Genomic DNA, 22,995 nt, shown 5'->3' on the forward strand with positions numbered 1-22,995 from the left:
CCACTGTTATCAATCGATATCAGTGGCGTTTTTTATGCTACAATTTTTGTTATTACTGCTGACATAACTTTTTATTAAAACCACAATCAGCAGGTTTTGTTCTAAAATTTAACAAACAACCTCTAACGAATAGCATTTAACAGAGCGATAAGGATAATAGCAGTGAGCCAACTTAAACAGACGTTATCAGACAATATCAAAGTTTCAATGAAAGCTCGTGAGCTTGAGCGCGTCAAAGTACTGCGCAATGTACAGTCAGTAGTGAAACAAATCGAAATTGACCGTCAGACAGAACTTGATGATGCGCAAGTATTAGAAGTTTTGCAAAAGCAGCTAAAGCAGCGTCAAGAATCACTAACTATCTTTACAGAAAATGGCCGTGATGACTTGGCTACAAAAGAGCAGTTTGAGATTGATATCATCAACGAGTTTATGCCACAGCAAATGAATCAAGACGAGATCATGGCATTGGTAAATGCTGAAATCGCTGAGCAAGGTGCTACGTCTATGCGTGATATGGGTAGCGTCATGGGTGTTTTGAAGAATAAAACAGCTGGCCGTGCTGATCCTGCTTTGATTTCTAAAATGGTTAAAGACGCGCTACAAGGCTAGCACTTGCTATTGATTGGCAGGCTAATCTGTACAAATAACCGTCTAAGGCTTAAAGTCTTTGGCGGTTTTTATTGCTTTGAGTTCTACGTTAATATTAGCCAATAACGGACGCGCACTATTGGCTTGTTCCGTGGTTTGTAGGTTCTCCGTCAACTGTTTGGCTTGTGTCAAAGAGGTCAGCGCATTCTCATAGCGTCCATTCCATAGCTGATCATAACTGCGATAGCGCAATGCATTAATCGTCGCGATATTGGCTAACTGTGGTGAAGTGGTGGTCTTAGCAAGTTTTTCATTGGCAAGTTGCAAGCTTTGCCATGCATAACGATCGCTTGGCTGCTGTTCTGTTAGTGGCTTCAACAGCGCTTGAGCTTTTATCGGTTGATTACTGTTAGTCAGCGCTTCGGCTAGATAAAGGCGTAAGTCACGGCGCTCAGGATATAGGCGCTGTTGGCTCTCTAAGACATCTACAGTTTGTTGCCATTTTCCTTGTTCACTCAATAATTGACTATGGGTAATCGACAATAGAGGCTCTAAATTTTGACGCTGCGTATTTGATAACCCATTTATCTCAGCCAATACCTTATTAGCATCTGTAAAACGCTGCTGCTCTCCATACCAATGCATTAGCGCAAGTTTGGCTCCAAGACTGTTTTTGGCGGCCGTTGTCAGTGTGACTTCGGATGCATGTTTACCAGTCACTTGCACACGCCAATACAGTAAATCAAACAGTGCTTGATGGCGCTGCTGTTGGCTCAATGAGAGCGCTGGATACTGTTGGGCGCGACTCTGTGACTCGCTCAACCGCTCATTACTCAGAGGATGTGAGCGTACAAAGCTCGGTAAAAATTGATTCTCAACTTGGTTTAACTGACTCTGCTGATTCATCGTGGCAAAGAACCGCGGCATCGCCCGAGGATCATAACCCGCTTGGGTCATAATCTGCATCCCTACTCGGTCAGCCTCGCGTTCATTACTACGGCTAAACGCCATACTGCTATTCATAGAGGCTGTCTGACTGCCCATCATCACAGCCGCAGCGGCATCACCATCGACAGCTGAGGCAGCAATCGCAGCTAGCATACCGCCTAGCTGCATCAGCAAAGCTTTTTTACGTTCGTCAGCGCCGCTTTCGTAGTGCCGTTGACTGATATGCGCAACTTCATGCGCGACGACGCTTGCCAGCTCATCCATGCTACTAGCTGACAGTATCGTCCCAGTATTGATACCGATTACGCCACCAGGCGCTGCAAAGGCATTAATACTAGGATTATCAATGATAACGACGCCAAGTGGTGCTTGCTGACGAGCTTGGGCATTGAGACGCCACGTCATGTCTTTTATCGTTTCCTGTACCCAAGGATCATGTTCCATTCTGACGCGGCCATTGATATTCTGTAATGACCATTCACCAAGCATTTTGTTTTGATATTGCTCAGCAAAGCTCAATCCTTGCCCGCGCAGGTTTGGTAGATCTAGCGTTTGCGGATCTGTTACTTGCCACGAGCTATCAGCAAATGGCAGCGTTTGACTCTCACGACTATGCGCACCGCTGGCTATGGCTAGTAACATCATTGACAACCCTACCTTGATACCACTTGGCAAAGCTACACTCATAAAATGACGTTTACCTTTTTGCTTAGATAACATAAATGGCAAGCCTATAGAGTTTTTGGCTACTAAAGAGTTGTTGCTGTCGGGTCGCTTCGTTCTATTAGCCTGGTACAAGTGCATATCCTATAAGATAATTGACGACATCTTTTCGACTATACGAGCTTGTCTATATAAGGTCAATTCTACAATGAACTTAACTACCAATAACTTAGCCACCCGTCACGATTGCGCAACATAACTGTGTAATTATTCATTGGGCTATTATTTATGCAGTAAATCTCAAACGTATAACTATTAGTCGGGCAATTGCTAATCGTGCAACTCTTGGTTATATGATTCTAGTGAACCGAACACAGCGTTGATTATATTCAACTGCAACTATACATTGTCTATTTGGTATAATAAGCAACAATGATAGTAGGTTTAGGTGACTGTGATGACGACCTCATAATTTATAATTTCTGAATTATGTTCGTACTCAATATCAGAGCCTCTCGCTAATAAAACAAATTAAAATATAGATATCTACAAGGTTTAAGTTATGCCCGCTGCTAGTGAATTAGTCATCGAACGTGTGTCGCACTTTATACAGTTATCAGAGAATTTGACTGATGCACAGCAGAACGACATTGCGAGTTTACTAGAGCTGCTACCGACTGAAAGTCATAATTCAGATGATGTAGCTACAGCGCAATCTGAACTAAATATAAAAGGTTTCGTTGATGGACGCGGTCTTGCATGTCCGATGCCATTGTTAAAAACTAAGGTCGCATTACGTGACGTAACAGTTGGCGAATCACTATATGTGGTTGCAACCGACCCTAACTCGCAAGCTGATATCACAGCGTTTTGTAGACAAAGTCAGCAATCACAGTCGGCAGATTATTTGGAACTAGTGGTCAATGAAGTTACTGACCACTCGTCAGTTGATGGCACATCATTACAGCGTTTCGCTACAATATATCACTTCATCATTACCAAAACTGATAGCAACTAAGCGCTGCTATCCTTTACAATTAAATCATAAAGATTTTTATCTGACTATTTGCTTAACTATTTAACCAAGGTCAAGAATATGGCTAATACTTCTACTGATGCTGTAAATACAAATAAAAAAGATGGCTCAGCTCCTATAAAAAACGATGCACGCGATGCTGCATTAAAGGCCGCTGCTCAGCGACCACCTTATGACGCGAGTACATTAGGCAATACCAGTACGCGTGACTTAGTACCAGCTATGCCAACTCACCTGTCAGCGCCAGGGGTCAACTTGGGTGCATATATCAATACTGTCCATCAAATCCCTATTTTGACGCCAGTACAAGAGCAAGAGCTGGCACATCGCTATTATGATGAAGGTGATGTTGAAGCTGCTCGTCTACTGGTAATGTCGCATCTACGCTTTGTAATTCATATCGCACGTAGCTACTCGGGTTACGGCTTGCCGCAAGCAGATTTAATCCAAGAAGGTAACTTAGGTTTGATGAAAGCAGTCAAACGTTTTGACCCGAATAAAGGCGTACGTTTGGTATCCTTTGCTGTACATTGGATCAAAGCTGAAATTCATGAGTTTGTGATTCGCAACTGGCGTATTGTGAAAGTTGCGACTACCAAGGCTCATCGTAAACTGTTCTTTAACTTGCGCAGCCTTAAGAAAACCAACAATCAGCTGACCTTAGAGGAAGCGGACGCTATTGCTAATGACTTGAATGTTACGCGCAAGCAAGTGTTAGAGATGGAATCACGTCTAACCTCTTATGATGCTTCGTTTGAGGCACAGTCAAGCGACGATGATGATGGTCGCTACGCCCCTCAGCTATTTTTGGAAGATGGTATCGATCCAGCTGAGCAGTTAGAAGAAGCGGATTGGGAAGAAAATAACTCATCAGCACTCATCGCTGCTATGGGTACTTTAGATGATCGTTCACGCGATATTGTCGAGCAGCGTTGGTTGTCTGAGCAAAAATCCACCTTGCATGAGTTAGCTGCGGTTTACTCTATCTCAGCTGAGCGAGTCCGTCAGATTGAGAAAAATGCCATGGACAAGATTCGTGATGCGATGACCATTGATAGTGTGATTTTGCCAGATGATATTCAGTAGCCCTAAGATGATACGAGTTGTTCAATGTTAAATTGGATCGGTATTGCAGCAATTAATATGGCTATCGCCGTGGCCTTAGGTGCATTTGGTGCGCATAGTTTAGAAGGTCGTGTCAGCATTCAACAGCTTGAATGGTGGCATACGGCAACGCTGTATTTGTTCGTACATGCGCTAGGATTATTGCTTGTTGGCTTACTGATTCGTTTGAAATATATTGCTCAGTCGACCGCTTGGTTACTACAAATTGGTATTATCATTTTTGCTGGTAGCTTATATGCAATGACGCTTGGTGCACCTCGCTGGTTCGGTGCGATTACGCCTATTGGCGGCGTTCTTATGATTGCAGGTTGGCTATGGTTGGCCGTTTCCGCCTTTCGATTGAAGGACTCAATTAGCTGAGCTATTTAATAGTTATTGTAATTTTTAGCTCTTTGCATTAGCTGCGACAAACTATCAGTAACAAAACAAAAGATACGTAGTAAATAGCGGATACATAGGAATTTTAAAATATTAAGGAGTATTTATTATGAGCACCATTAGTGTCAATGGTAAAAGCTTGCAAACCACTCATCAGACTGTACAACTGGTTATCAATGAGCTTGGTCTTAGTCAGGGTCGTTACGCTGTGGAAGTCGACGGCGAGCTGACGCCAAAGAGCGAGCTTGCTCAACTACGTGTTGTAGAAGGCATGAATATCGAAGTAGTACAAGCCGTCGGCGGTGGTTAATAATGTTTAGACAGGTAAGCTTGAGCTGATAGCTAGTTCATTTTCGTTCTAAATTTACTAACTAAGTTTACTAACTAAGTTTACTAACTAAGTTTACTAATGCTAAAAAAGACCTCGACGTATTACACGTTAGAGGTCTTTTTTTATGTCAATTACAAACTAATGCAGCAGCTACTTATAAATTTTTTATACTCTTAGTCTACTTTCACTAGCTTGTAACGATAGTGTTCAAAGTTTTAAACTCGAACTATGCTGCTGGTACTGCTTCTGCAGGGGTTAGATCCTGATAGCGACTATCGCGTCCTGCACCCTGAGTCTTTTTGCGCTCTTGACGGGTTTTATACTTACGTACTTGTCTATCTAGCTTGTCTGCCATCTCGTTAATGGCTTTATACATATCATCTTCATACGCTTGGACAAACATTTCTTGACCCGAGACACGCATAATTGCTTCAGCTTTATGGCTCTTTTTACCGCCGTCGCTAGCACCGCTATTGTCTAACGATAAAATCACTTGAATACTTTGTATCTGATCGAAGTGACGCTCTACTTTTTCAAGCTTCTCGCGTACTGCTGTGTCCATAGCTTCGGTAACGCTGATATGATGACCACTGATAGAAACATTCATATTGTTGTCCTTTTATTTGTAACTTACAATCAACAGATGAGGTAGCATTCTTGCTCTTATCATCCTGCCTTACCACTAACTATCCCAATGCCTCTAGTAATGTGTCGACGTATCCTTTTATCGTCTCCTTTATTAGTTGTAAATAAATACTATAAACCGGCACTTGGTTTTCGTTGTTGGTATGACTCTAATTTGTCATGAAAATCGCCCAGTAGCAAGCCATTAAATTGTAATTAAGTGTAACAATACCTATTATTTCTACTTGGTTTCTATATAATCAAAAAATTTTATTTTTTATATCTCGATTACACCGTACAGACAGGTAACCATTAACCTTATAGAAAGATGAGCTTAGATAATTAGTATTTCTGTTTGCGCTGAGTAGACGAGCCAATATTCATTGCTTCACGATATTTGGCGACGGTTCTTCTGGCTATATCGATACCATCTGCTAACAGCTCATCCTTGATACGACTGTCTGATAATGGTTTTTTGGGATCTTCGTCAGCGATGAGCTTTTTAATCATGGCACTGATAGCGGTCGATGAGATATCTCCATCAGCACTACTTACGTGAGAGGAGAAGAAGTGTTTCAAAGAAAACAATCCTTGCGGCGTCAAGATGGTTTTACTGGTGGTAAGGCGTGAGACTGTCGACTCATGCAAGTCAACTTCTTCAGCAATTGCCTTTAATATCAAGGGTTGCATGGCAGTTGCACCATGCTGCAGGAACTCTTGTTGATAGCGTACAATGCTGGTCGCTACTTTGAGTAGATTTTGATTGCGCTCTTCGATACTACGAATAAACAGTCGAGCATCGGTAAGGTTTTCGCGCAGATATTGATTGTCAGGACTATCATCGCCACGCTTGACCAAATTGGCATATTCTTGGTTTACGCGTAGTTTTGGTAAGGTGTCTGGATTGAGACGTACATACCAGCCATCCTCTTCTACTTCAGAGTTACTTGTCGCCTTATTGTTTCTAACAGGTGTGACCAACACATCTGGAATATCGTAGCTCTCAGGCGGTTGGGCATAGTCGGGCTGGCTAGACTGAAACAGTAGACCTGGTGAAGCGTTTAAGGTACGTAGTAGCGTAAGCGCAGGTGTGATGTATTCTGGTGCAAGCCCTGTACGTTCTGTTAGTGCTTTAATATTATTACTGACTAAATGCTCGCTCGCTGATAGTAGCGCTTGGGCTTCTTGTAGGTATTCGGTGTGAACATCTAGTTTGGATAGCTGAATCGATAAGCACTCGCTTAAATGGCGTGCCCCTACGCCAACTGGATCACAGGACTGGATAATACGTAATACCGTCAAGACCTCTTCTTTTTCAACGCGCTCATCCCATTGATAGAAACTTGCCATCGTATCAAAGCTCTGTAGCAGCTCATCTATATCAATTCGAATAAAGCCCATATCATCCATAGAGTCTATTAAATATTCTGCAATCAGCGTATCGGACTCTGATAGACGCTTAAAATTCAGCTGCCAGCGCACATGATCTTGAATGGTAGACGAAGTACCGCCTTGGTACCTATCAAAATCTTCATCACCCCTACTATTGCCAGCGCCTGTTGCGGTAGAGGCATAGTTACCCGTGTCAAAGCTACCTATATCAAAGCTATCGGCATCAGAACTGCTGTAGCTATCTACATCTATTGCACTATCATCGATATTAGGCTGTTGTAATTTGTCCAAACTATCACTGAAGCTATCGCTACTATCGCCGCTGTACTCTGTACCGCTAGTAGGTACTGAGTCGAATGAGTCACTGCTACTTTGATTCCAGCTATCAAGCGTCAACGGCTCGCTCCACTCCTCTATTTCATCGTCACCACTGTCGTATTCGTCATCGTTTTCGATACGTTCAAGTAATGGATTACTATCTAGCTTTGCCTGAACCTCTTGTGCGAGCTCAAGACTAGAGAGCTGCAGCAATTTTATAGCTTGCTGCATTTGCGGGGTTAGCTTTTGTGAGTTGCTCAGCGTGGTCGCCAATCCGAACGACATACTCATGGGCGGCTTATTGCACTCCGATCTTAGTGATATTGTGTTTATTCTGTCAGTAAAGGTAACGACATAAATCTTATCAGGACATGACGATAGCATTTTTTGCCACAATTTTGCTATGATAATTTATGTTTTGTCCGGATACGTTTGGTTTGCTATCGATAGCAGACTACCATCTTGGCAAGGATGAGCAATCCATAAATACGAGCAGTCTGCTCATTACCGCGAAAATATTATAATAAATAAATTACGGTAAATGACCAATACAGCTCACACCCAATAGGAATATTGTCATGAATTCAAGTAACCATCAACTTAACGTCGCTGCTATTCAAATGAACAGTCAGCAGAATGTTGAGGATAATCTAGCAGATATCAAAGCCGCTATCACAGACGCACAAGCTCAAGGTGCTGAGCTTGTTGTATTGCCTGAGAACTGCTGTAGTATGGGACAGCAATCTGCTACTGCTGAGCGTTTTGACGACTTATCAGCGACGATAGCAGACTACGCCCGCACCGCTGGTATCCATGTACTAGCAGGCTCGTTACCCTGCCATTATCGCCCTGATGGTACTGTCGTTCCTGATGGTAGATTGCGCCAAGTGAGCCAGCTGTTTGCACCAGATGGCACCCGCGTCGCACGCTACGACAAGATTCATCTGTTTACCGCAACTGTGGCCGATAAGCATGGCAGCTATAACGAAGCGGCGACCTTTGAGCCGGGTACGCAGACCGTAATTGCGCCACTAGCAGTAGGCAATACAGTCTATCAACTCGGCATGATGGTATGTTTTGATTTGCGCTTCCCAGCATTGGCGCAGCGTCTGCGACAAGCAGGTGCTGAACTGTTGAGTGCACCTTCTGCCTTTACGTACTTGACTGGGCAAGCGCACTGGTCGCTGCTGTTACGAGCGCGTGCTCTAGACAGTCAATGTATGGTCATCGGCGCAGCGCAAGGTGGCGATCATCTTTACAAAGATGGTAGTACGCGCCAGACATGGGGACATGCAGCCATTACAGCGTTTGATAGTAGTGTTATCGCAAGCTATGACGATAGCGAACTGGATAAACGGTATGCCATCGTCATGGCGTCATTAGACAAGCAAGCACAAGAGCAAGGCCGTCAGAAGCTGCCTATCTTTGATTGCCATCGTTTGGCGTAGATTGTGGAATACAGTGGATTTCGTGCCTAATTGCTAAGGCAACTCTTCATTTTGAGCATGAGTTGCTCGTGGATGGGCGCGATCATAAACTTGCGTTAATTTTGCAAAATCAACGTGGGTATAAATTTGCGTGGTGCTAATATCACTATGCCCGAGCATCTCTTGTACGGCGCGCAAGTCGCCACTGCCTGACAGCATATGTGATGCAAAACAATGACGCAATAGATGGGGATACATGTTTTGGGCAATACCTGCGCGGGTGGCAGCGACTTTTAAACGCTGCTGCACTGCCCGTGTTGATAATCTGGTGCCGAGCTTTTCACTGATGAATAATGCGTTATCCATCTGCTCTACCCACAGGTTACGATGCGGTAGGTAGCGACTAATCGCTTCTGCTGCCTTTATCCCTAATGGCACTAGGCGTGTTTTATTACCCTTACCCGTGACTCGTACCCGTAACTCAGACAGGTCTACATCTGTCATATCGAGTGCAACCAATTCGCCAACACGCAAGCCACTACTATAGAGCAGTTCAAACATGGCCTTGTCACGTAACCATAAGCGCGCTTGCTCTGGCGTATCAGGCATCTCTTGATCGAGTAGCTGAGTCAGCAAATCGACATCAGCGATAGAAGGCAGCGGTCTAGGACTGCGCTTCAGCTGATAGCCAGTGGTTGGGTTGATACGTGCTAGCTCTTCTTCAATCATCCAACCATAAAAATGCCGAATCGCAGACAACTCTTGCTGAACACTGGCAAGCGCCAACTTATCTTCATCAAGACGTTGACTGATGTGCTGGGCAAGTTGCCGTTTATCACAGCGTGTCCACGTTAGACGCTTACCACGCAAAAATAACGCCAGTTGATTCAAACCAGCAAAATAAGCAGTCAGAGTATGCGGCGAATGGTTGCGCACAGACAACGTATTGAGCCAACGATGCACAGGTGTGAGTAGCTCTCGTAACGCAGCGTCTGACTCTATAGTGGCGGCCAGCTCAGTAGATAGCCAAGGTGATGAGCTCGCCGCTTGAGTGTCTTTATTTGTAGACATAACCATATTAGAACCATCCTTGGCATTTATACGATCGGCCTAACAACAGTTATTAGCCTTCAGCATTGGGTTTAAGACCTGCTTGTGCCATCAGGCCATCTGGACTAAATACACCTTCATAAACGAAAGCGGTCGGACCCGTCATCGTAACTGAATAACCTGGCTGCCATTTGATAATCATGCTGCCACCGTAGAGCTGCGCGCGAACTTCCTCACCCTCATCGAGCCAACCCTCACGTATACCAACAGCTACTGCTGCACACGCGCCCGTACCACAAGCTTGGGTCTCACCCACACCGCGCTCGTACACACGTAGACGAATGTGGCGCTGATTCATCACTTGCATAAAGCCCACATTGACGCGGTCTGGGAACGCAGGATGCGATTCAATTGCTTTGCCTAAAGTCTCAACCTCAGCATCGAGTACGTCATCGACTTTTATCACAGCGTGCGGGTTGCCCATATTGGCAACGTACAACTGTACAGGCGTACCATTTACATCAAGATGATAGGTGTTTTGAATTTTGGTCGTCGCTCTTGGGCTAAACGGAATCTCATCTGGCTCAAACTTAGGCTTGCCCATATCTACATCTACCCAACCGTAACGATCAGTAGTCAGGGAAATAATACCACTGGCCGTCTCAACGCGTAGACGCTGCTTAAATGACAGTTTACGTGCCTGTACAAAACGCGCAAAACAACGCGCGCCATTGCCGCACTGTTCGACTTCGGTGCCATCAGTATTAAAGATACGATAACTGAAATCGACATCAGGGCGCATGGGTGGCTCGACTACGAGCAGCTGATCAAAACCAATGCCTAGATGACGATCGCCCAATAACTGCACCAAATCCTTGGTCAAATCTAAGCGCTGGGTCACTAAATCAATGACCATGAAATCATTACCCAACCCATGCATTTTAGTAAACTCTATTAGCATATCTTTGATGTCCTATCCTATTTTTATGTATGCCTTATCTTAGCACGCTGTCAGATACAATCATAATAATACCAATCCCAAAAAATACGATTAGCGGTGTCAAACTTGTTTAGTCTACAGTGAGTAGTACTTGCACTTGTTTTCTTTGCTATTCTAATTTTTGTGAATGGTGTTGCCTTCAACTAAAGGCATGCCTTCAGTTAAGAATCAGCTTTAATTAAAAAACATTTTCCTCAAAATCCAGTCATAAAAAAACCCATTGTCATTATCACAATGGGTTCTCTTCAACCATCAAATACGGCGATAGTTTTGGCTTGTCTTTAATCGCCTTACTGCGCCTGCCACAGCGCTTCATCTGCATATAACGCTTCAATCGTTTCGCGCTTGCGGATTAGCTGATGACTATCGCCAGAAACCATCACTTCGTTAGCACGCGGGCGTGAGTTATAGTTACTACTCATGGTAAAGCCGTAAGCACCTGCACCTGTAATGGTAAGTACATCGCCTGTGGCCAATGACAGTAGGCGGTCTTTTGCCAAGAAATCACCCGTCTCACAAATCGCGCCAACGATATCCCACGGCTGCGTACCATCTGTATCGATACCAGCACTAGGTAACACACTTGGAATCACCGCCATCTCAGCTTGATATAAAGCAGGACGAATCAAGTCATTCATAGCGGCATCAACGATCGCAAAATTCTTATGCTCAGTTGGCTTGAGTACGTCAACTTGAGTCAATAGCACGCCAGCATTGGCAACGATACTACGACCTGGCTCAAAGAACACAGTCAAAGCAAGCTCGCTAAGCTTCGGTAATAAAGCTTGAGCAAACTCATCGATAGAAACAGGCGTCTCATCAATATAGCGCACCCCTAAACCACCGCCCAAATCGATATGCTGCAACTCAATACCAGCATCACGCAGGCTATGTATCAGCTCAATCACTTTATCTAACGCTGCAACAAATGGCTCTACTTCAGTCAACTGCGAGCCAATATGACAGTCAATACCAACGATGTCGATATGTGATAAATCGGCCGCTTGCTGATAGACCGCTAATGCGTCTTCGTGAGTGATACCGAACTTATTGTCTTTAAGACCTGTTGAGATATACGGATGGGTTTTGGCATCGACGTTAGGGTTGACGCGTAACGAGATTGGCGCAGGCTTATCAAGTGACTTTGCCACTTCATTGATTAAAGTCAGCTCGCTGATAGACTCAACATTAAAACAGCCAATACCTTGAGTCAGCGCGTATTCGATATCACTGTACGTTTTGCCCACACCTGAGAATACCACACGTGATGCTGCACCACCTGCCGCCAACACACGCATAAGTTCACCGCGAGAGACAATATCAAACCCAGCGCCTGCCTGTGACAAGACACCAAGCACGGCAAGGTTAGAGTTTGCTTTTACGGCATAGCATACTTGATGATTCAGACTGCCAAAGCTATCGGTATAAGCTTGATAAACGTCCAATATTGCTTGCTTTGAATACACGTAGCAAGGTGTACCATATTCTTTTGCCAACTCATCGATACTGACCTGCTCCATATACAATGCATCGCCGCGATAGCTTAGCGCTGGCAAGTGAGCACTCAACGCTTTCGGGTCAACATATAGCCCTTGCTCAGTTTGGATAGTAACGGATTCGCCAGTAGCAGAATCGGTTAAGTCAGCAGGTAGTTCAGAATGACTCATATAAACATCTCTAATATAATCAGATTATCAAGGGTGAAAATTAAATTTAGGTAGCAAAGCTATTTAGTCAATCAGGCAGTGAAGAATCGACAGTTAGTTAAACTGTTAATTAAAAAGCACCTAATCGCTATCTACTGGCTCAGCTTAGCAATTATTAGCTTGGCAGTTATTAATAGTCGTTGGGATTAGTACTAGGCTCAGGTAGCACCATTTGCTCTTCTAGGTAGCGGTTTTTTTGATAGTTATCATCGTCGATACCCGCAAAGGCTGCGTCTTGTGGATGACTAGTACTATCCAGTACAGACGCACTGCCCTCTATCGTTTGACTACTAGAGTCTGCCAGATATAGATCGCCTTTTTGCCCGCAGCCTGACAATCCTACCATAACCGCACTGCCAATAAATAAAGTGGCGACAGCCTGACGACTGGTACGAGCGAACGAGCTAGCATGCTTGGCTGCTGAAGGGCTGTGTATAGTAGACATATAATAGATAACCTGTGAACTTACGACGGCATAATGGCGATAGTAAATCGTGATAAATAAAAAATAAGTGGACAGCCAAACCGACAGCGAAAGCACTGTCGTTATGACCATTTTAATCATAGCATTATTACATAAAGCTGTACGGATACTGAATATGATTGGTGAATAAATTTGCGTGATGTTGAATATTTTCTAAAACATTAGTCGAATTTTTATAGTAATATCGTCTGCGAGCTTAGATATGAGTGTATGACATATGGGTGTCTCGACAATATTTCTTACAATTTCGTGAGCAATAGCCCTGTTATGCCGCCCATAAAAGTTATCCATTTATAGTTCTATAACTCACTGAATATAATTGATTTATTTCATATTTAGCCATTTATTAATCACACATTTTAAACCTTGCCCCTGTCGTGGTGTAGAAACAAAAATGTGTTACATTATATTCCCAGTTTGCGGCGGCAATAGGATGCTAGCCTGAGATGCAGACGCATTACCTCATAAGCATGGATGCATAGCACTGTCAGAAATAGTAGCCCAAGTATAAAAAAAATCGCCAATATGCTTGCTTGATATGATCAGCATAGATATGGCTGATGTTTATTTACTCGGCAGTTATCAACTTCATCAATTCCATATAATAATGACATCACATCTCAGTGACCTTTACTACAGCAGTTGAGATATCAGCGATGTGGCATTTGATGATAATAAAACAGGACGTGGCAATAGACGTCTTTTTCGTATCGAACGAACAAACGATATAATTGATTTGCCCTTTATAAAAACCAATCTAAGGATAGAGTATGAGCGCCAACCTAAGTACCACTTTTGATGATAAGAATAGCGAAACATCAACCCTAACCAGCCCCACTTTAGTCCTCAACTGCGGTTCGTCTTCTATCAAATACGCGTTGATTAGCGATGACAATTCTACTCGTATCACCGGTCTTGCCGAAAACTTAGGTCTCGATACAGCCCGTATCAAACACACCACGCTAAATGGCGATAAGTTAGAGATTTCTATTCCTGGTGGTAGTCACAAACTCGCCCTACAAAAAATTCTAGAGCTACTAGAGCAATATCACTTTATCGCAGTCGGTCACCGCGTGGTACATGGCGGCCGTGAATACTCTCAAGCTGTTCGTGTTGATCAGCACGCGTTGGAAGAAGTAAAACGCTTAAAGATATTGGCTCCACTACATAACCCTGCAAATGCTTTGGGTATTGAAGCGGTTCAAGCTATCTACCCTGATATTCCACAAGTTGTGGTATTTGATACCGCCTTTCACCAAACCATGCCACCGGTCGCCTTCCGCTATGCATTACCAAAATACCTATACGAAGAGCACAAAATTCGTCGTTACGGCTTCCATGGTACGTCTCATGCCTATGTCTCAGAACGTGCTAGCCAAGTCACTGAAGCAAAAGGTTCTCATGGCTGGATAACCGCGCATCTAGGCAATGGTTGCTCAGCAACCGCCGTATATGATGGCAAAAGTCTTGATACCAGCATGGGTCTGACCCCACTTGAGGGACTGATGATGGGCACACGTAGCGGCGATGTCGACCCAAGCTTACATATGCATCTGAAACGTCAGCTCGGTATTAGTCTAGAAGAAACGGATAAGATGCTAAATAGCGAAAGCGGTCTGCTTGGTATCTCTGGTCTATCAAATGATTTGCGTACTATTGAACAAGCTGCGAGCGAAGGCCATAAAGATGCGCAGCTCGCCATCGAGATGTTCTGCTACCGCGCTGGTAAATACCTCGCTAGCTTAAGCTGTGCACTGCCTGAATTTACCGGTATTGTATTCACTGGTGGTATCGGCGAAAACTCTGTCACCACGCGCGCAAGTATTTTAGCCGTCATGCGTCATTTCGGTATCAAGATGGACGCTGAAAAGAACGCTGGATTGTACGGTGGCCAAGAAGGCAGCTTCCAAGCAGAAGGTAGCAGTGTCGAGCTGTGGGTTATACCAACAGACGAAGAATACCGCATCGCTCAAGAGACTCGTCAAGCATTAAAATTAGTATAAGCCTATTGATTATAATGCCTAGCGCTTATCTTGCGAAACGCTTATAAAAAGCTGAGAACGAATAAGATAAAGCGCTTGGTGTTTTTATGCTGCACTGCTTATGCTGCTCAAAATGACTCGACGTCTAAAATAAAATAAATTGTAGGACACATTATGCAAACCATTTTACTTGTTCCCATTAGTCGCGGTATCGGTGTGACATCAGCCGCGCTAGGGCTAATCCGTGCCTTTGATTATAACGGTATCAAAGCGGGCTTTATGAAGCCGTTTTTGCAAGATGACACGCTAGACAAACAGCACAGCTTAGACAGCTCAAGCGCATTGACCATGCACGCATTTGGCCTAAATCCACCTGACTCTATCAGTCGTCAACACGTCGAGCGTATGCTAGGCGATGACAATCTTGATGACTTGATGGAAGAAGTGATTGCCAATTTTCATACGATCGATGATGGTCATGACGTGATTATCTGTGAAGGTCTGGTGCCAACCACTGAGACCTCTTATGCTTCACAAATCAACCGTGCACTTGCTCACGCGCTAGACGCCAAAATTATATTTGTCAGTACCGCTGATATCAGTAAACCTGCTTATTTAGCGGATAAACTGGATGTCCATGCCCGTGAGTTTGGCGGTGTCATCGATTCACGAACGCTCGGTGTGATATTGATGCGTGTACAAGACGTGCCGAACACCTTTGACAATCAACCTGTCGCGCCGGGTGAGGCCGTTGTCAGCTTAGATCCTAACTTCCTACAAGAGGTTCAGCGTCTATCGCCTTCGTTCAATACCGAAGTATTCCGCCTTATCGGGGTGGTGCCTTTTAGTGACTCCCTATCTGTGCCACGCACATGGGATATCGCAACAGAGCTTGATGCGACTTGGCTAAATGTTGGCGAAGCAAAGACACGTCGTATCAATCGTATCAGCCTAACCGCTCGTTCAGTGGCGCGCGTCAATGAAGTATTTAAGCGTGGTACGTTAATGGTCGTGCCTGGCGACCGTGATGACTTGCTATTGGCTGCTGGATTGGCCTGTATCAATGGAATTCCGTTGGCAGGTCTGGTGTTAACAGGTGGCATCACTCCAAGCGATACAGTTGCTGAGCTTTGGCAATCAGCGCTCAAAACTGGCATACCCGTCATGAGTGTCGAAAGCGACAGCTACGAGACGGTACAGAGCCTGATGCATATGAGTTCTGAGATTCCAAGTGATGATACAGAACGTGCTGATGAAGTGGCTCGTTATGTGGCAGCGCATTTGGATCTAAGTTGGATTAAAGAATACTTCAGCCGCAATCATGAACCGCGTCTGTCACCATCAGCATTTCGCCATCAATTGGTCAAAAAATCACAACACGCCAAAAAACGCATTGTACTGCCAGAAGGCGCGGAGCCACGTACGGTTGAAGCTGCCTGTATCTGTCAGAGTCGCGGTATCGCCAATTGCGTGTTACTTGCTAAACGTAGTGACGTTGAGCAAGTGGCTAAAAACCGTGATTTGACGCTGCCTGAAGGGCTAGAGATCATCGATCCTGACAACCTCGATATGAGCAAATATATCGCCGCTGTCGTAGAGCGCCGTAAAGGTAAAACCACTGCGGAAGTTGCTGCTGAATATCTAAAAGACACGGTCTATCTAGGTACTATCATGCTCCAACTAGACGAAGTCGATGGTCTGGTCTCAGGTGCGATTCATACCACTGCCAATACAGTACGCCCAGCATTCCAGCTAATCAAAACCGCGCCGCAATATTCGCTCGTGTCGTCAGTATTCTTTATGCTGTTGCCTGAGCAAGTGGTCGTCTATGGTGACTGTGCAATCAACCCTGATCCTAACGCTGAAGAGCTGGCTGAGATTGCCATTCAATCAGCACAGTCTGCTGCTGCCTTTGGTATCGACCCAAAAGTTGCAATGATCAGCTACTCTACTGGCTCATCAGGCGCAGGCGCGGATGTCGAAAAAGTCGCCCGTGCAACCCAAATCGTTCGTGAGCGCGCACCAGACCTCAAAGTAGACGGCCCGCTACAGTATGATGCGGCGTCTGTCATGAGCGTCGGTAAGCAAAAAGCGCCTGACTCACCTGTCGCTGGACAAGCTAATGTCTTTATCTTCCCTGACCTCAACACTGGTAACACCACATATAAAGCAGTACAGCGTAGTGCCAACGTCGTCAGTGTTGGCCCTATGCTACAGGGCTTGAATAAACCCGTGAATGATTTATCACGTGGTGCCTTGGTCGACGATATCGTCTATACCATCGCGTTAACCGCTATCCAAGCGTATAGCGATTTGATTTAATCGCTGTAAGACTTATCCGTCAAATTCCTATACAAAGCCGACTATCTTTATGATGGTCGGTTTTTTATTGGTGCTCTGTGACAGCCAGTGGTGACAGATGCTCGTCTGCCCTCTACAATAGCGCTATCATCAAATTATTTACCCTAAAAGGTCAGCCAGTAAAAGAGTAAGGTGCATCAACGACTACGTGCGCCCTATCTACTTTTATACATTTATTTATGCCAAATACGAGCAACACCCCTCAAGAGAAAACACCTGCACCTGCCATTCGTGCCTATCTTGGTGGCTCATTCGATCCCGTACATAATGGTCATCTAGAAGTAGCGATGTCTGTCTATCAGCACCTACTACCAATCGCCAAGCAGCTACAGCGCACACTGCACGTGTCCTTATTACCCAATGCGCGCTCACCATTTAAGACGCAAAGTACAGACCCTAACCATCGTTTAGCGATGTTAAAGCTGGCGACGGAGAATACGCCGATACAGATCAATGAGCTGGAGCTATGGCAAGCGCCGCCTGTCTATACGATCGACAGCGTACGCACATTAAGAAAGCAATATCCTGATGACAGTTTGATATTTATTATGGGTATGGACAGCGCCCATAGTTTAGATAAATGGAAAGATGGCTTGCGTCTCACTGACCATGTCAATCTATGGGTTTTTAATCGTCAGAGCAGTAACGATGTGAGCGATGATGTTAGCGAAAAATTTTCTGACAGTATTATATCTTCTGAAAACCATACAACGTCCTTACAAGATATTGCTTTTTTAAAAACGCAATTGCCGTTGTCATTACAAGCACATATAACAGACTCACCTATCGAGCTATTAACTCCAACCATTCAGCGCTCGTCAGATAGCTCAAGCTCAAATAGCACTAATCCAAATAACACTGACCCTAAAAGCACTGACTTGAAAAACGCCAATCAAGGACGCATTTATATAGATTCTCGGCCCATTACTGCAGTATCAAGCACACAAATACGTGAACAACTACAGAAACTAGACGATCAAACAAATAAAATGCCAGTCGCTCAACGGCAAATCGCATCTATAGCATCAATAAATGATATCATTAGCAATACTGAATCTAATCCATTAGCTAAATGGCTAAATCCTGCTGTTTATCAATATATTATCGTCCATCAGCTATATTCTGCTGCTCAATTCCGTTAAAATCGCCTTATCTATGTCATTTTTCCTATCCTGTCTCTATGCGTGACTGACAACATATGATCAGTCGGATAAGACAAATTGACGTTTTACCCCTTTATTTTACATATTTACGATTCAAGAGATTAAAATTTATGACCAACACCATGACTGCAGAACGCCTAACAGAATGCTTGACCCTAGTACAAAGCGCTCTAGATGATATGAAAGCAAAGAACATCACTGTAATGAATGTAGAAGAGTTGACTGACGTAACAGAGCGCATCATCATCGCTGATGGTACCTCAAAGCGTCATGTACGTGCGATGGCTGATAGCGTCGGCGCTGAAGCTAAGCAAGCTGGTTTTATGCCACTTGGTCGTGAAGGCGGCATCGACTCTGATTGGACGTTGATCGATTTGGGCGCAGTTGTCGTCCACATGATGACGCCGCAAGCACGTGAGTTTTATGACCTAGAAGGCCTATGGTCATCACCTGAGCAGTTGGCTGAGCTAGTTGCTACGCCTCGCGAAAAGAAAACTGCGGGCCGTCGTAACAAAAACAAATAAGCTTGTCAGTGACGATATTCGTTCAAAATTAAGAAACGCTCCACCAAAAAGACCAGAATACTTATTCTGGTCTTTTTTTATGTAAATTTTATGGTGATGAACCAGTATAATCAGATACATATCATTGAGTACAGATAAGCTCATTTCATATTAGTATTTATTAGCCGCTAAAATTAAACCGCCAAAGTTAAGCCGCCTTCGCCTATTCATTCTACTTATTAGGAAACCATATGAGCGCAGAATCGAACACGTCATCACCTGAGCAAACCTTAACAGACTTTAACCAAGACTTGCCCCTACATATCGCTACCCTCACTTGTGTTCGCGCTGGTAAGTCTATGCCATTTGCTCGTGAAGAAATGAGCGCCATTGATAAAGCACCTATCAAATCTCCTGTCGCCGTCAACTTTATGGGATTAACCTCTGATGAACAGGCTGACCGCAAACATCATGGTGGCCCATTAAAAGCCGTGCATCAGCTAGCGCCTGCGACATATGGAAAAATCAATGCAGAATTCAGTTTAAAGGTTCGTGTCGGTACATTGGGTGAAAACCTGACGACTGAAACTGTCGATGGTTTGCCTGAAATGACCGAATCTACGGTTTGTATTGGCGATGTTTTTCAATATGGTGGACATTTTGAAAACGGTCAAGACACTAGTAATGATGATACTAGCGTTCAACTACGTATCGTCCAACCACGCCGTCCTTGCTACAAAATCAATGATCAAATTGGCCAATTTACCAAAGTACCAAATATCGCGGCATGGGTCAGCAAGCAAGGTATCTCTGGTTGGTACTTCCAAGTCGTTCGTGATGGCATTATAGACGCTGATTTACCTGTATATTTGGTCGAGCGCCCTTATCCGTTTGCAACATTAGAGACGCTATGGCAACTGGCAAACTCAAAAGAAAAGTTTGATACTAATGTGATTGAACCGTGGCTCGCGATTGACTGTTTAGAGGACAGTTGGAAAAAGGTTCTGGCTAAGAAAATCCAACAGGATTGAAAAGGTAACACTCAACAAAAACCTTTAATATGACTTTTCTATTTATAAAAGATAGCCAGCACCCTGCGTAATGGCGTCACAAGGTTTTTCATGTTCTATATCAGCTCCATAATAAACACTCTCTCCTTCTCTATGTTTAATCGCGAAGGAGCACTCTATGAGTGAAAAGACAGAAAGTATCAGCTACCTACAAGCGATAGCGATTAGCGTTGGCGCGATTATTGGCTGGGGCGCTTATGTCATGCCAGGCGATTTGTTTTTGCCGCAGTCACAGCTATTAGGCTCTTCTGTTGCTATTATTATCGGTACTTTAGCCATCTATATGGTTGCGCGTGCCTATATTAATTTGCTGACCCAAACGCCAGAGAACGAGTCAGGCGGTATCTATTGGATTGAAAAATACATCAATCGCAAGCATGCCTATATTTATGGTTGGGGCGTCACGATAGGCTATATCTCTATTATCGCACTCAATATATCAGCCGTCGCTTTGCTACTGCGCTATCTGTTACCTAGTGGCTTACAATTAGGCTATCTGTATACGATTGCTGGTTGGGAAGTCTACGCCAGTGAAGTGTTCTTGTGCAGCGCGGCTATTATTTTATTCAGTTATATCAATCTAAAGGGCGTACGAGTCGGCGCAAAAATCCAACTCTATATCGCCCTCTTTATGATTCTATCAGTCACCGCGCTGTTTTTTGCCTCACTTTGGATGACACCAACGAGCCAAGCATTTTTGCCAACTGATATGTATAGCAGTTCTATTACCAGTCTGGCATGGTTACCTATCTTGGCCGTTATGCCGTGGGCGTATGTTGGTTTTGAGACCACACCGCAGATTTCAAAAGCCATCAGTGATTCAAAAACCAAGACCAAAAGTATTATCCTAATTTCACTCATAGCTGGCGTGTTGTTTTACTTTTTGATCAACTACTTTACCGCGCTAAACATGAGCTTTGACTATCAAGCGATCAAAGACAGCCACTGGGCAACAGGTGAAGGCATAGACAATCGGATTGGTAGCATCGGCATTTGGCTGCTATCGATCGCTATGATTGGCTCGATAATGAGCGGTATCAACGGCTTTATATTGTCATCGGTCAAGCTCTTAGAATCTATGGGCGACACGTCGTTATTGCCTAGCATATTTACGGATAAACACAACCAATTTAGTAAGCAAAAGACCGTTATATTGATATGTTTGGTGTGCCTACTCTCTCCTTGGCTAGGTAGAAACTACCTACTCGATATCGTGACGATGGCGTCCTTGGGTATAACGGTTGGCTTCGCTTATGTCACGACCGCTGACCTCATCAATGAGCGAAAAAAGAAACAGGCAGGTTTGCTAAATTATCTCTCTGTATTAATTAGTGTGGTCTTTATATCGCTATTGCTACTACCATTTTCACCAGCGGCGCTGTCATTCAATGCTTATGTCTTGCTGGGATTCTTTATTCTGCTCGGGGCAATTGGCTATAAAAAAATCGCAGTCAATCCTAACGTTAATTAACCGCAACCATTCCCACACAGAGCATTTCATGGCAAAAAATATTTCCTCGACTGCATTGGCTTCAGTATTAATATCATCCTCTATGCTATTGCTCGTTGGCTGCGTATCAACGACAGCACCGCGTTATGTCATCGACAGCAAAACCTATCAAGCCACTGGCAAAAGCGAACGTATCAAAACCATTGTGCTGCACTATACGGTTTCAGACAATGACCGATCTATCAAAACACTGACCACGGGCAATGTGAGCGCGCACTATTTAGTATTGGACAATGATGACGATAAAATCTACAACCTTGTACCAGAGAGCGAGCGCGCATGGCATGCAGGTGATGGCGGCTTTGCAGGACGGACGATATTAAATGATACCTCTATCGGTATCGAGATCGTCAATAACGGTATCAAGCCTGAATATCGAGACGCACTAAAAAATGGCACGCTCGACTATCACCCTTATGAGCACTATGTGGCATTTGATGAGTTGCAGATTAAAAAAGTCGCACAACTGGTGCAAGATATCGCCACGCGCTATGACATCTCACCAAAGAATATCATCGGTCACTCCGATATGGCACCCTCGCGCAAGATAGACCCTGGTGCCAAATTCCCATGGGAGCGACTGTATTTCGATTACGGTATCGGCGCTTGGTATGATGAATTTGATAAGCAATTTTTTATGAATCAAGATGGATTTGCGTCGGCCACGATACCTGAGATCAAGCAAGCGTTTCGCAAGTATGGCTATCAAATCAATGACACTGATATATGGGACAAAGCCAGTCGCGATGTCGTCTATGCGTTTCAGCTACACTTCAGAGCGCAGCAGCCAACGGGTAATATGGATAGCGAGACCTATGCGATATTGCAGGCACTAAATAAAAAGTATGCTAGTCGGGATGATTTTTATTAAAGAATACAGACTATCAGGAGACATAAGCCATGAATAACTCTCAACAAGATGATTTGCAAAAGTATCTAGAAGAAAAAGCCAAGCAGGAGCAGGAAAAGAAAGAGGAGCAAGAACCTGAGCTGCTTTCTGCCTATGATGCTTGTGTGCTAAAGGAAAGTGCGAAGATTCATGAGTTGATCGCTGAGGCTCAGAAGCGCCCCAAAGATGACTAACTGGATAGACAGTACTTATCAATACTTACCACTCAAGATTATAAAAATGCGCAAGTTAATGTCTTATGTTTTGAGACATAGCTAAGCCGCTATGAGACCAATATCACAACTAAACAATGCTATATCACTTTATAAAAGAAGGCCTATCTACCAACTATTTAGGCTATTTATTGCGATAGGCTAATGATAAAATCACCGCTCACAGGGTTATAGACAGTATCACTGCTCGCACCATCTCATTGGCTTCCCG

The 22,995-nt window shown here is 44.1% G+C and carries 21 protein-coding genes; 14 read left to right on the forward strand and 7 right to left on the reverse strand.

All coding sequences use genetic code 11. The features are described from left to right. Positions 1-162: 162 nt before the first annotated feature. The gene (locus Q0788_RS05980; protein WP_057758141.1) at positions 163-612 is read left to right on the forward strand and encodes a GatB/YqeY domain-containing protein; all 450 of its coding nucleotides are present in this window, start codon (positions 163-165) and stop codon (positions 610-612) included. A gap of 42 nt (positions 613-654) precedes the next feature. Here Q0788_RS05980 and Q0788_RS05985 read toward each other — a convergent pair whose 3' ends face one another. Continuing rightward, on the reverse strand, positions 655-2,226 hold the full coding sequence (locus tag Q0788_RS05985; protein WP_298808729.1) for a M48 family metalloprotease: 1,572 nt from the start codon (positions 2,224-2,226) through the stop codon (positions 655-657). A 538-nt stretch (positions 2,227-2,764) separates the two neighbouring features. On the opposite strand from Q0788_RS05985, the gene Q0788_RS05990 reads away from it, so the two are divergent. The 4 genes from Q0788_RS05990 (at position 2,765) to thiS (ending at position 5,051) form a co-directional block, all read left to right on the forward strand. Next, positions 2,765-3,220 carry a sulfurtransferase TusA family protein gene (locus tag Q0788_RS05990; protein WP_298808730.1) on the forward strand — a complete coding sequence of 152 codons (456 nt, stop codon included), beginning with the start codon at positions 2,765-2,767 and terminating at the stop codon, positions 3,218-3,220. Between the two features lie 240 nt (positions 3,221-3,460). Beyond that, entirely contained in the window at positions 3,461-4,324 is an 864-nt protein-coding gene (gene rpoH, locus Q0788_RS05995; protein WP_197099889.1) for an RNA polymerase sigma factor RpoH, read from the forward strand. A gap of 24 nt (positions 4,325-4,348) precedes the next feature. After that, positions 4,349-4,723 (forward strand): DUF423 domain-containing protein, encoded by a 375-nt coding sequence (locus tag Q0788_RS06000; protein WP_298808732.1) that lies wholly within the window; start codon positions 4,349-4,351, stop codon positions 4,721-4,723. 127 nt (positions 4,724-4,850) lie between these two features. Further along, positions 4,851-5,051 (forward strand): sulfur carrier protein ThiS, encoded by a 201-nt coding sequence (gene thiS / locus Q0788_RS06005; protein WP_298808734.1) that lies wholly within the window; start codon positions 4,851-4,853, stop codon positions 5,049-5,051. A gap of 247 nt (positions 5,052-5,298) precedes the next feature. On the opposite strand, the gene raiA is transcribed toward thiS, so the two are convergent. Together raiA and rpoN are read right to left on the reverse strand one after the other, a co-directional pair. After that, positions 5,299-5,679, reverse strand: a complete 381-nt coding sequence (gene raiA, locus Q0788_RS06010) for a ribosome-associated translation inhibitor RaiA (RefSeq protein ID WP_057758130.1) — start codon at positions 5,677-5,679, stop codon at positions 5,299-5,301. A 359-nt stretch (positions 5,680-6,038) separates the two neighbouring features. After that, positions 6,039-7,697: an RNA polymerase factor sigma-54 gene (gene rpoN, locus Q0788_RS06015; protein WP_298808735.1), complete on the reverse strand. Its 1,659-nt coding sequence runs from the start codon at positions 7,695-7,697 to the stop codon at positions 6,039-6,041. 287 nt (positions 7,698-7,984) lie between these two features. On the opposite strand from rpoN, the gene Q0788_RS06020 reads away from it, so the two are divergent. Beyond that, complete coding sequence (locus Q0788_RS06020) at positions 7,985-8,854, forward strand: nitrilase-related carbon-nitrogen hydrolase (protein WP_298808737.1); 870 nt, start codon at positions 7,985-7,987, stop codon at positions 8,852-8,854. 33 nt (positions 8,855-8,887) lie between these two features. Here Q0788_RS06020 and Q0788_RS06025 read toward each other — a convergent pair whose 3' ends face one another. The 4 genes from Q0788_RS06025 to Q0788_RS06040 form a co-directional block, all read right to left on the reverse strand. Beyond that, positions 8,888-9,910: a tyrosine recombinase XerC gene (locus tag Q0788_RS06025; protein WP_298808739.1), complete on the reverse strand. Its 1,023-nt coding sequence runs from the start codon at positions 9,908-9,910 to the stop codon at positions 8,888-8,890. Positions 9,911-9,956: 46 nt separating this feature from the next. Then, on the reverse strand, positions 9,957-10,844 hold the full coding sequence (gene dapF, locus Q0788_RS06030) for a diaminopimelate epimerase (RefSeq protein ID WP_057758121.1): 888 nt from the start codon (positions 10,842-10,844) through the stop codon (positions 9,957-9,959). Positions 10,845-11,173: 329 nt separating this feature from the next. Continuing rightward, positions 11,174-12,403 (reverse strand): diaminopimelate decarboxylase, encoded by a 1,230-nt coding sequence (gene lysA, locus Q0788_RS06035; RefSeq protein ID WP_298809034.1) that lies wholly within the window; start codon positions 12,401-12,403, stop codon positions 11,174-11,176. 316 nt (positions 12,404-12,719) lie between these two features. Beyond that, positions 12,720-13,034 (reverse strand): lipoprotein, encoded by a 315-nt coding sequence (locus Q0788_RS06040; protein WP_298808741.1) that lies wholly within the window; start codon positions 13,032-13,034, stop codon positions 12,720-12,722. A gap of 809 nt (positions 13,035-13,843) precedes the next feature. Here Q0788_RS06040 and Q0788_RS06045 point away from each other — a divergent pair. From Q0788_RS06045 to Q0788_RS06080, 8 genes are all read left to right on the forward strand, one after another. Beyond that, positions 13,844-15,076, forward strand: a complete 1,233-nt coding sequence (locus Q0788_RS06045; protein WP_298808743.1) for an acetate/propionate family kinase — start codon at positions 13,844-13,846, stop codon at positions 15,074-15,076. A gap of 153 nt (positions 15,077-15,229) precedes the next feature. Continuing rightward, the gene (pta, locus tag Q0788_RS06050) at positions 15,230-17,377 is read left to right on the forward strand and encodes a phosphate acetyltransferase (protein WP_101205111.1); all 2,148 of its coding nucleotides are present in this window, start codon (positions 15,230-15,232) and stop codon (positions 17,375-17,377) included. 218 nt (positions 17,378-17,595) lie between these two features. Beyond that, complete coding sequence (locus Q0788_RS06055; RefSeq protein ID WP_298808744.1) at positions 17,596-18,558, forward strand: nicotinate-nicotinamide nucleotide adenylyltransferase; 963 nt, start codon at positions 17,596-17,598, stop codon at positions 18,556-18,558. Between the two features lie 131 nt (positions 18,559-18,689). Further along, positions 18,690-19,103 carry a ribosome silencing factor gene (gene rsfS, locus Q0788_RS06060; protein WP_057758112.1) on the forward strand — a complete coding sequence of 138 codons (414 nt, stop codon included), beginning with the start codon at positions 18,690-18,692 and terminating at the stop codon, positions 19,101-19,103. Positions 19,104-19,333: 230 nt separating this feature from the next. Then, positions 19,334-20,113: an MOSC domain-containing protein gene (locus Q0788_RS06065; RefSeq protein WP_298808745.1), complete on the forward strand. Its 780-nt coding sequence runs from the start codon at positions 19,334-19,336 to the stop codon at positions 20,111-20,113. Positions 20,114-20,270: 157 nt separating this feature from the next. Next, on the forward strand, positions 20,271-21,623 hold the full coding sequence (locus Q0788_RS06070; protein ID WP_298808746.1) for an APC family permease: 1,353 nt from the start codon (positions 20,271-20,273) through the stop codon (positions 21,621-21,623). Positions 21,624-21,651: 28 nt separating this feature from the next. Beyond that, the gene (locus tag Q0788_RS06075) at positions 21,652-22,533 is read left to right on the forward strand and encodes an N-acetylmuramoyl-L-alanine amidase (RefSeq protein ID WP_298808747.1); all 882 of its coding nucleotides are present in this window, start codon (positions 21,652-21,654) and stop codon (positions 22,531-22,533) included. A 29-nt stretch (positions 22,534-22,562) separates the two neighbouring features. After that, the gene (locus Q0788_RS06080; RefSeq protein ID WP_298808748.1) at positions 22,563-22,745 is read left to right on the forward strand and encodes a hypothetical protein; all 183 of its coding nucleotides are present in this window, start codon (positions 22,563-22,565) and stop codon (positions 22,743-22,745) included. Positions 22,746-22,995: the final 250 nt, after the last annotated feature.

Source organism: uncultured Psychrobacter sp. (genome assembly GCF_947500265.1).
Taxonomy (GTDB): Bacteria; Pseudomonadota; Gammaproteobacteria; order Pseudomonadales; family Moraxellaceae; genus Psychrobacter.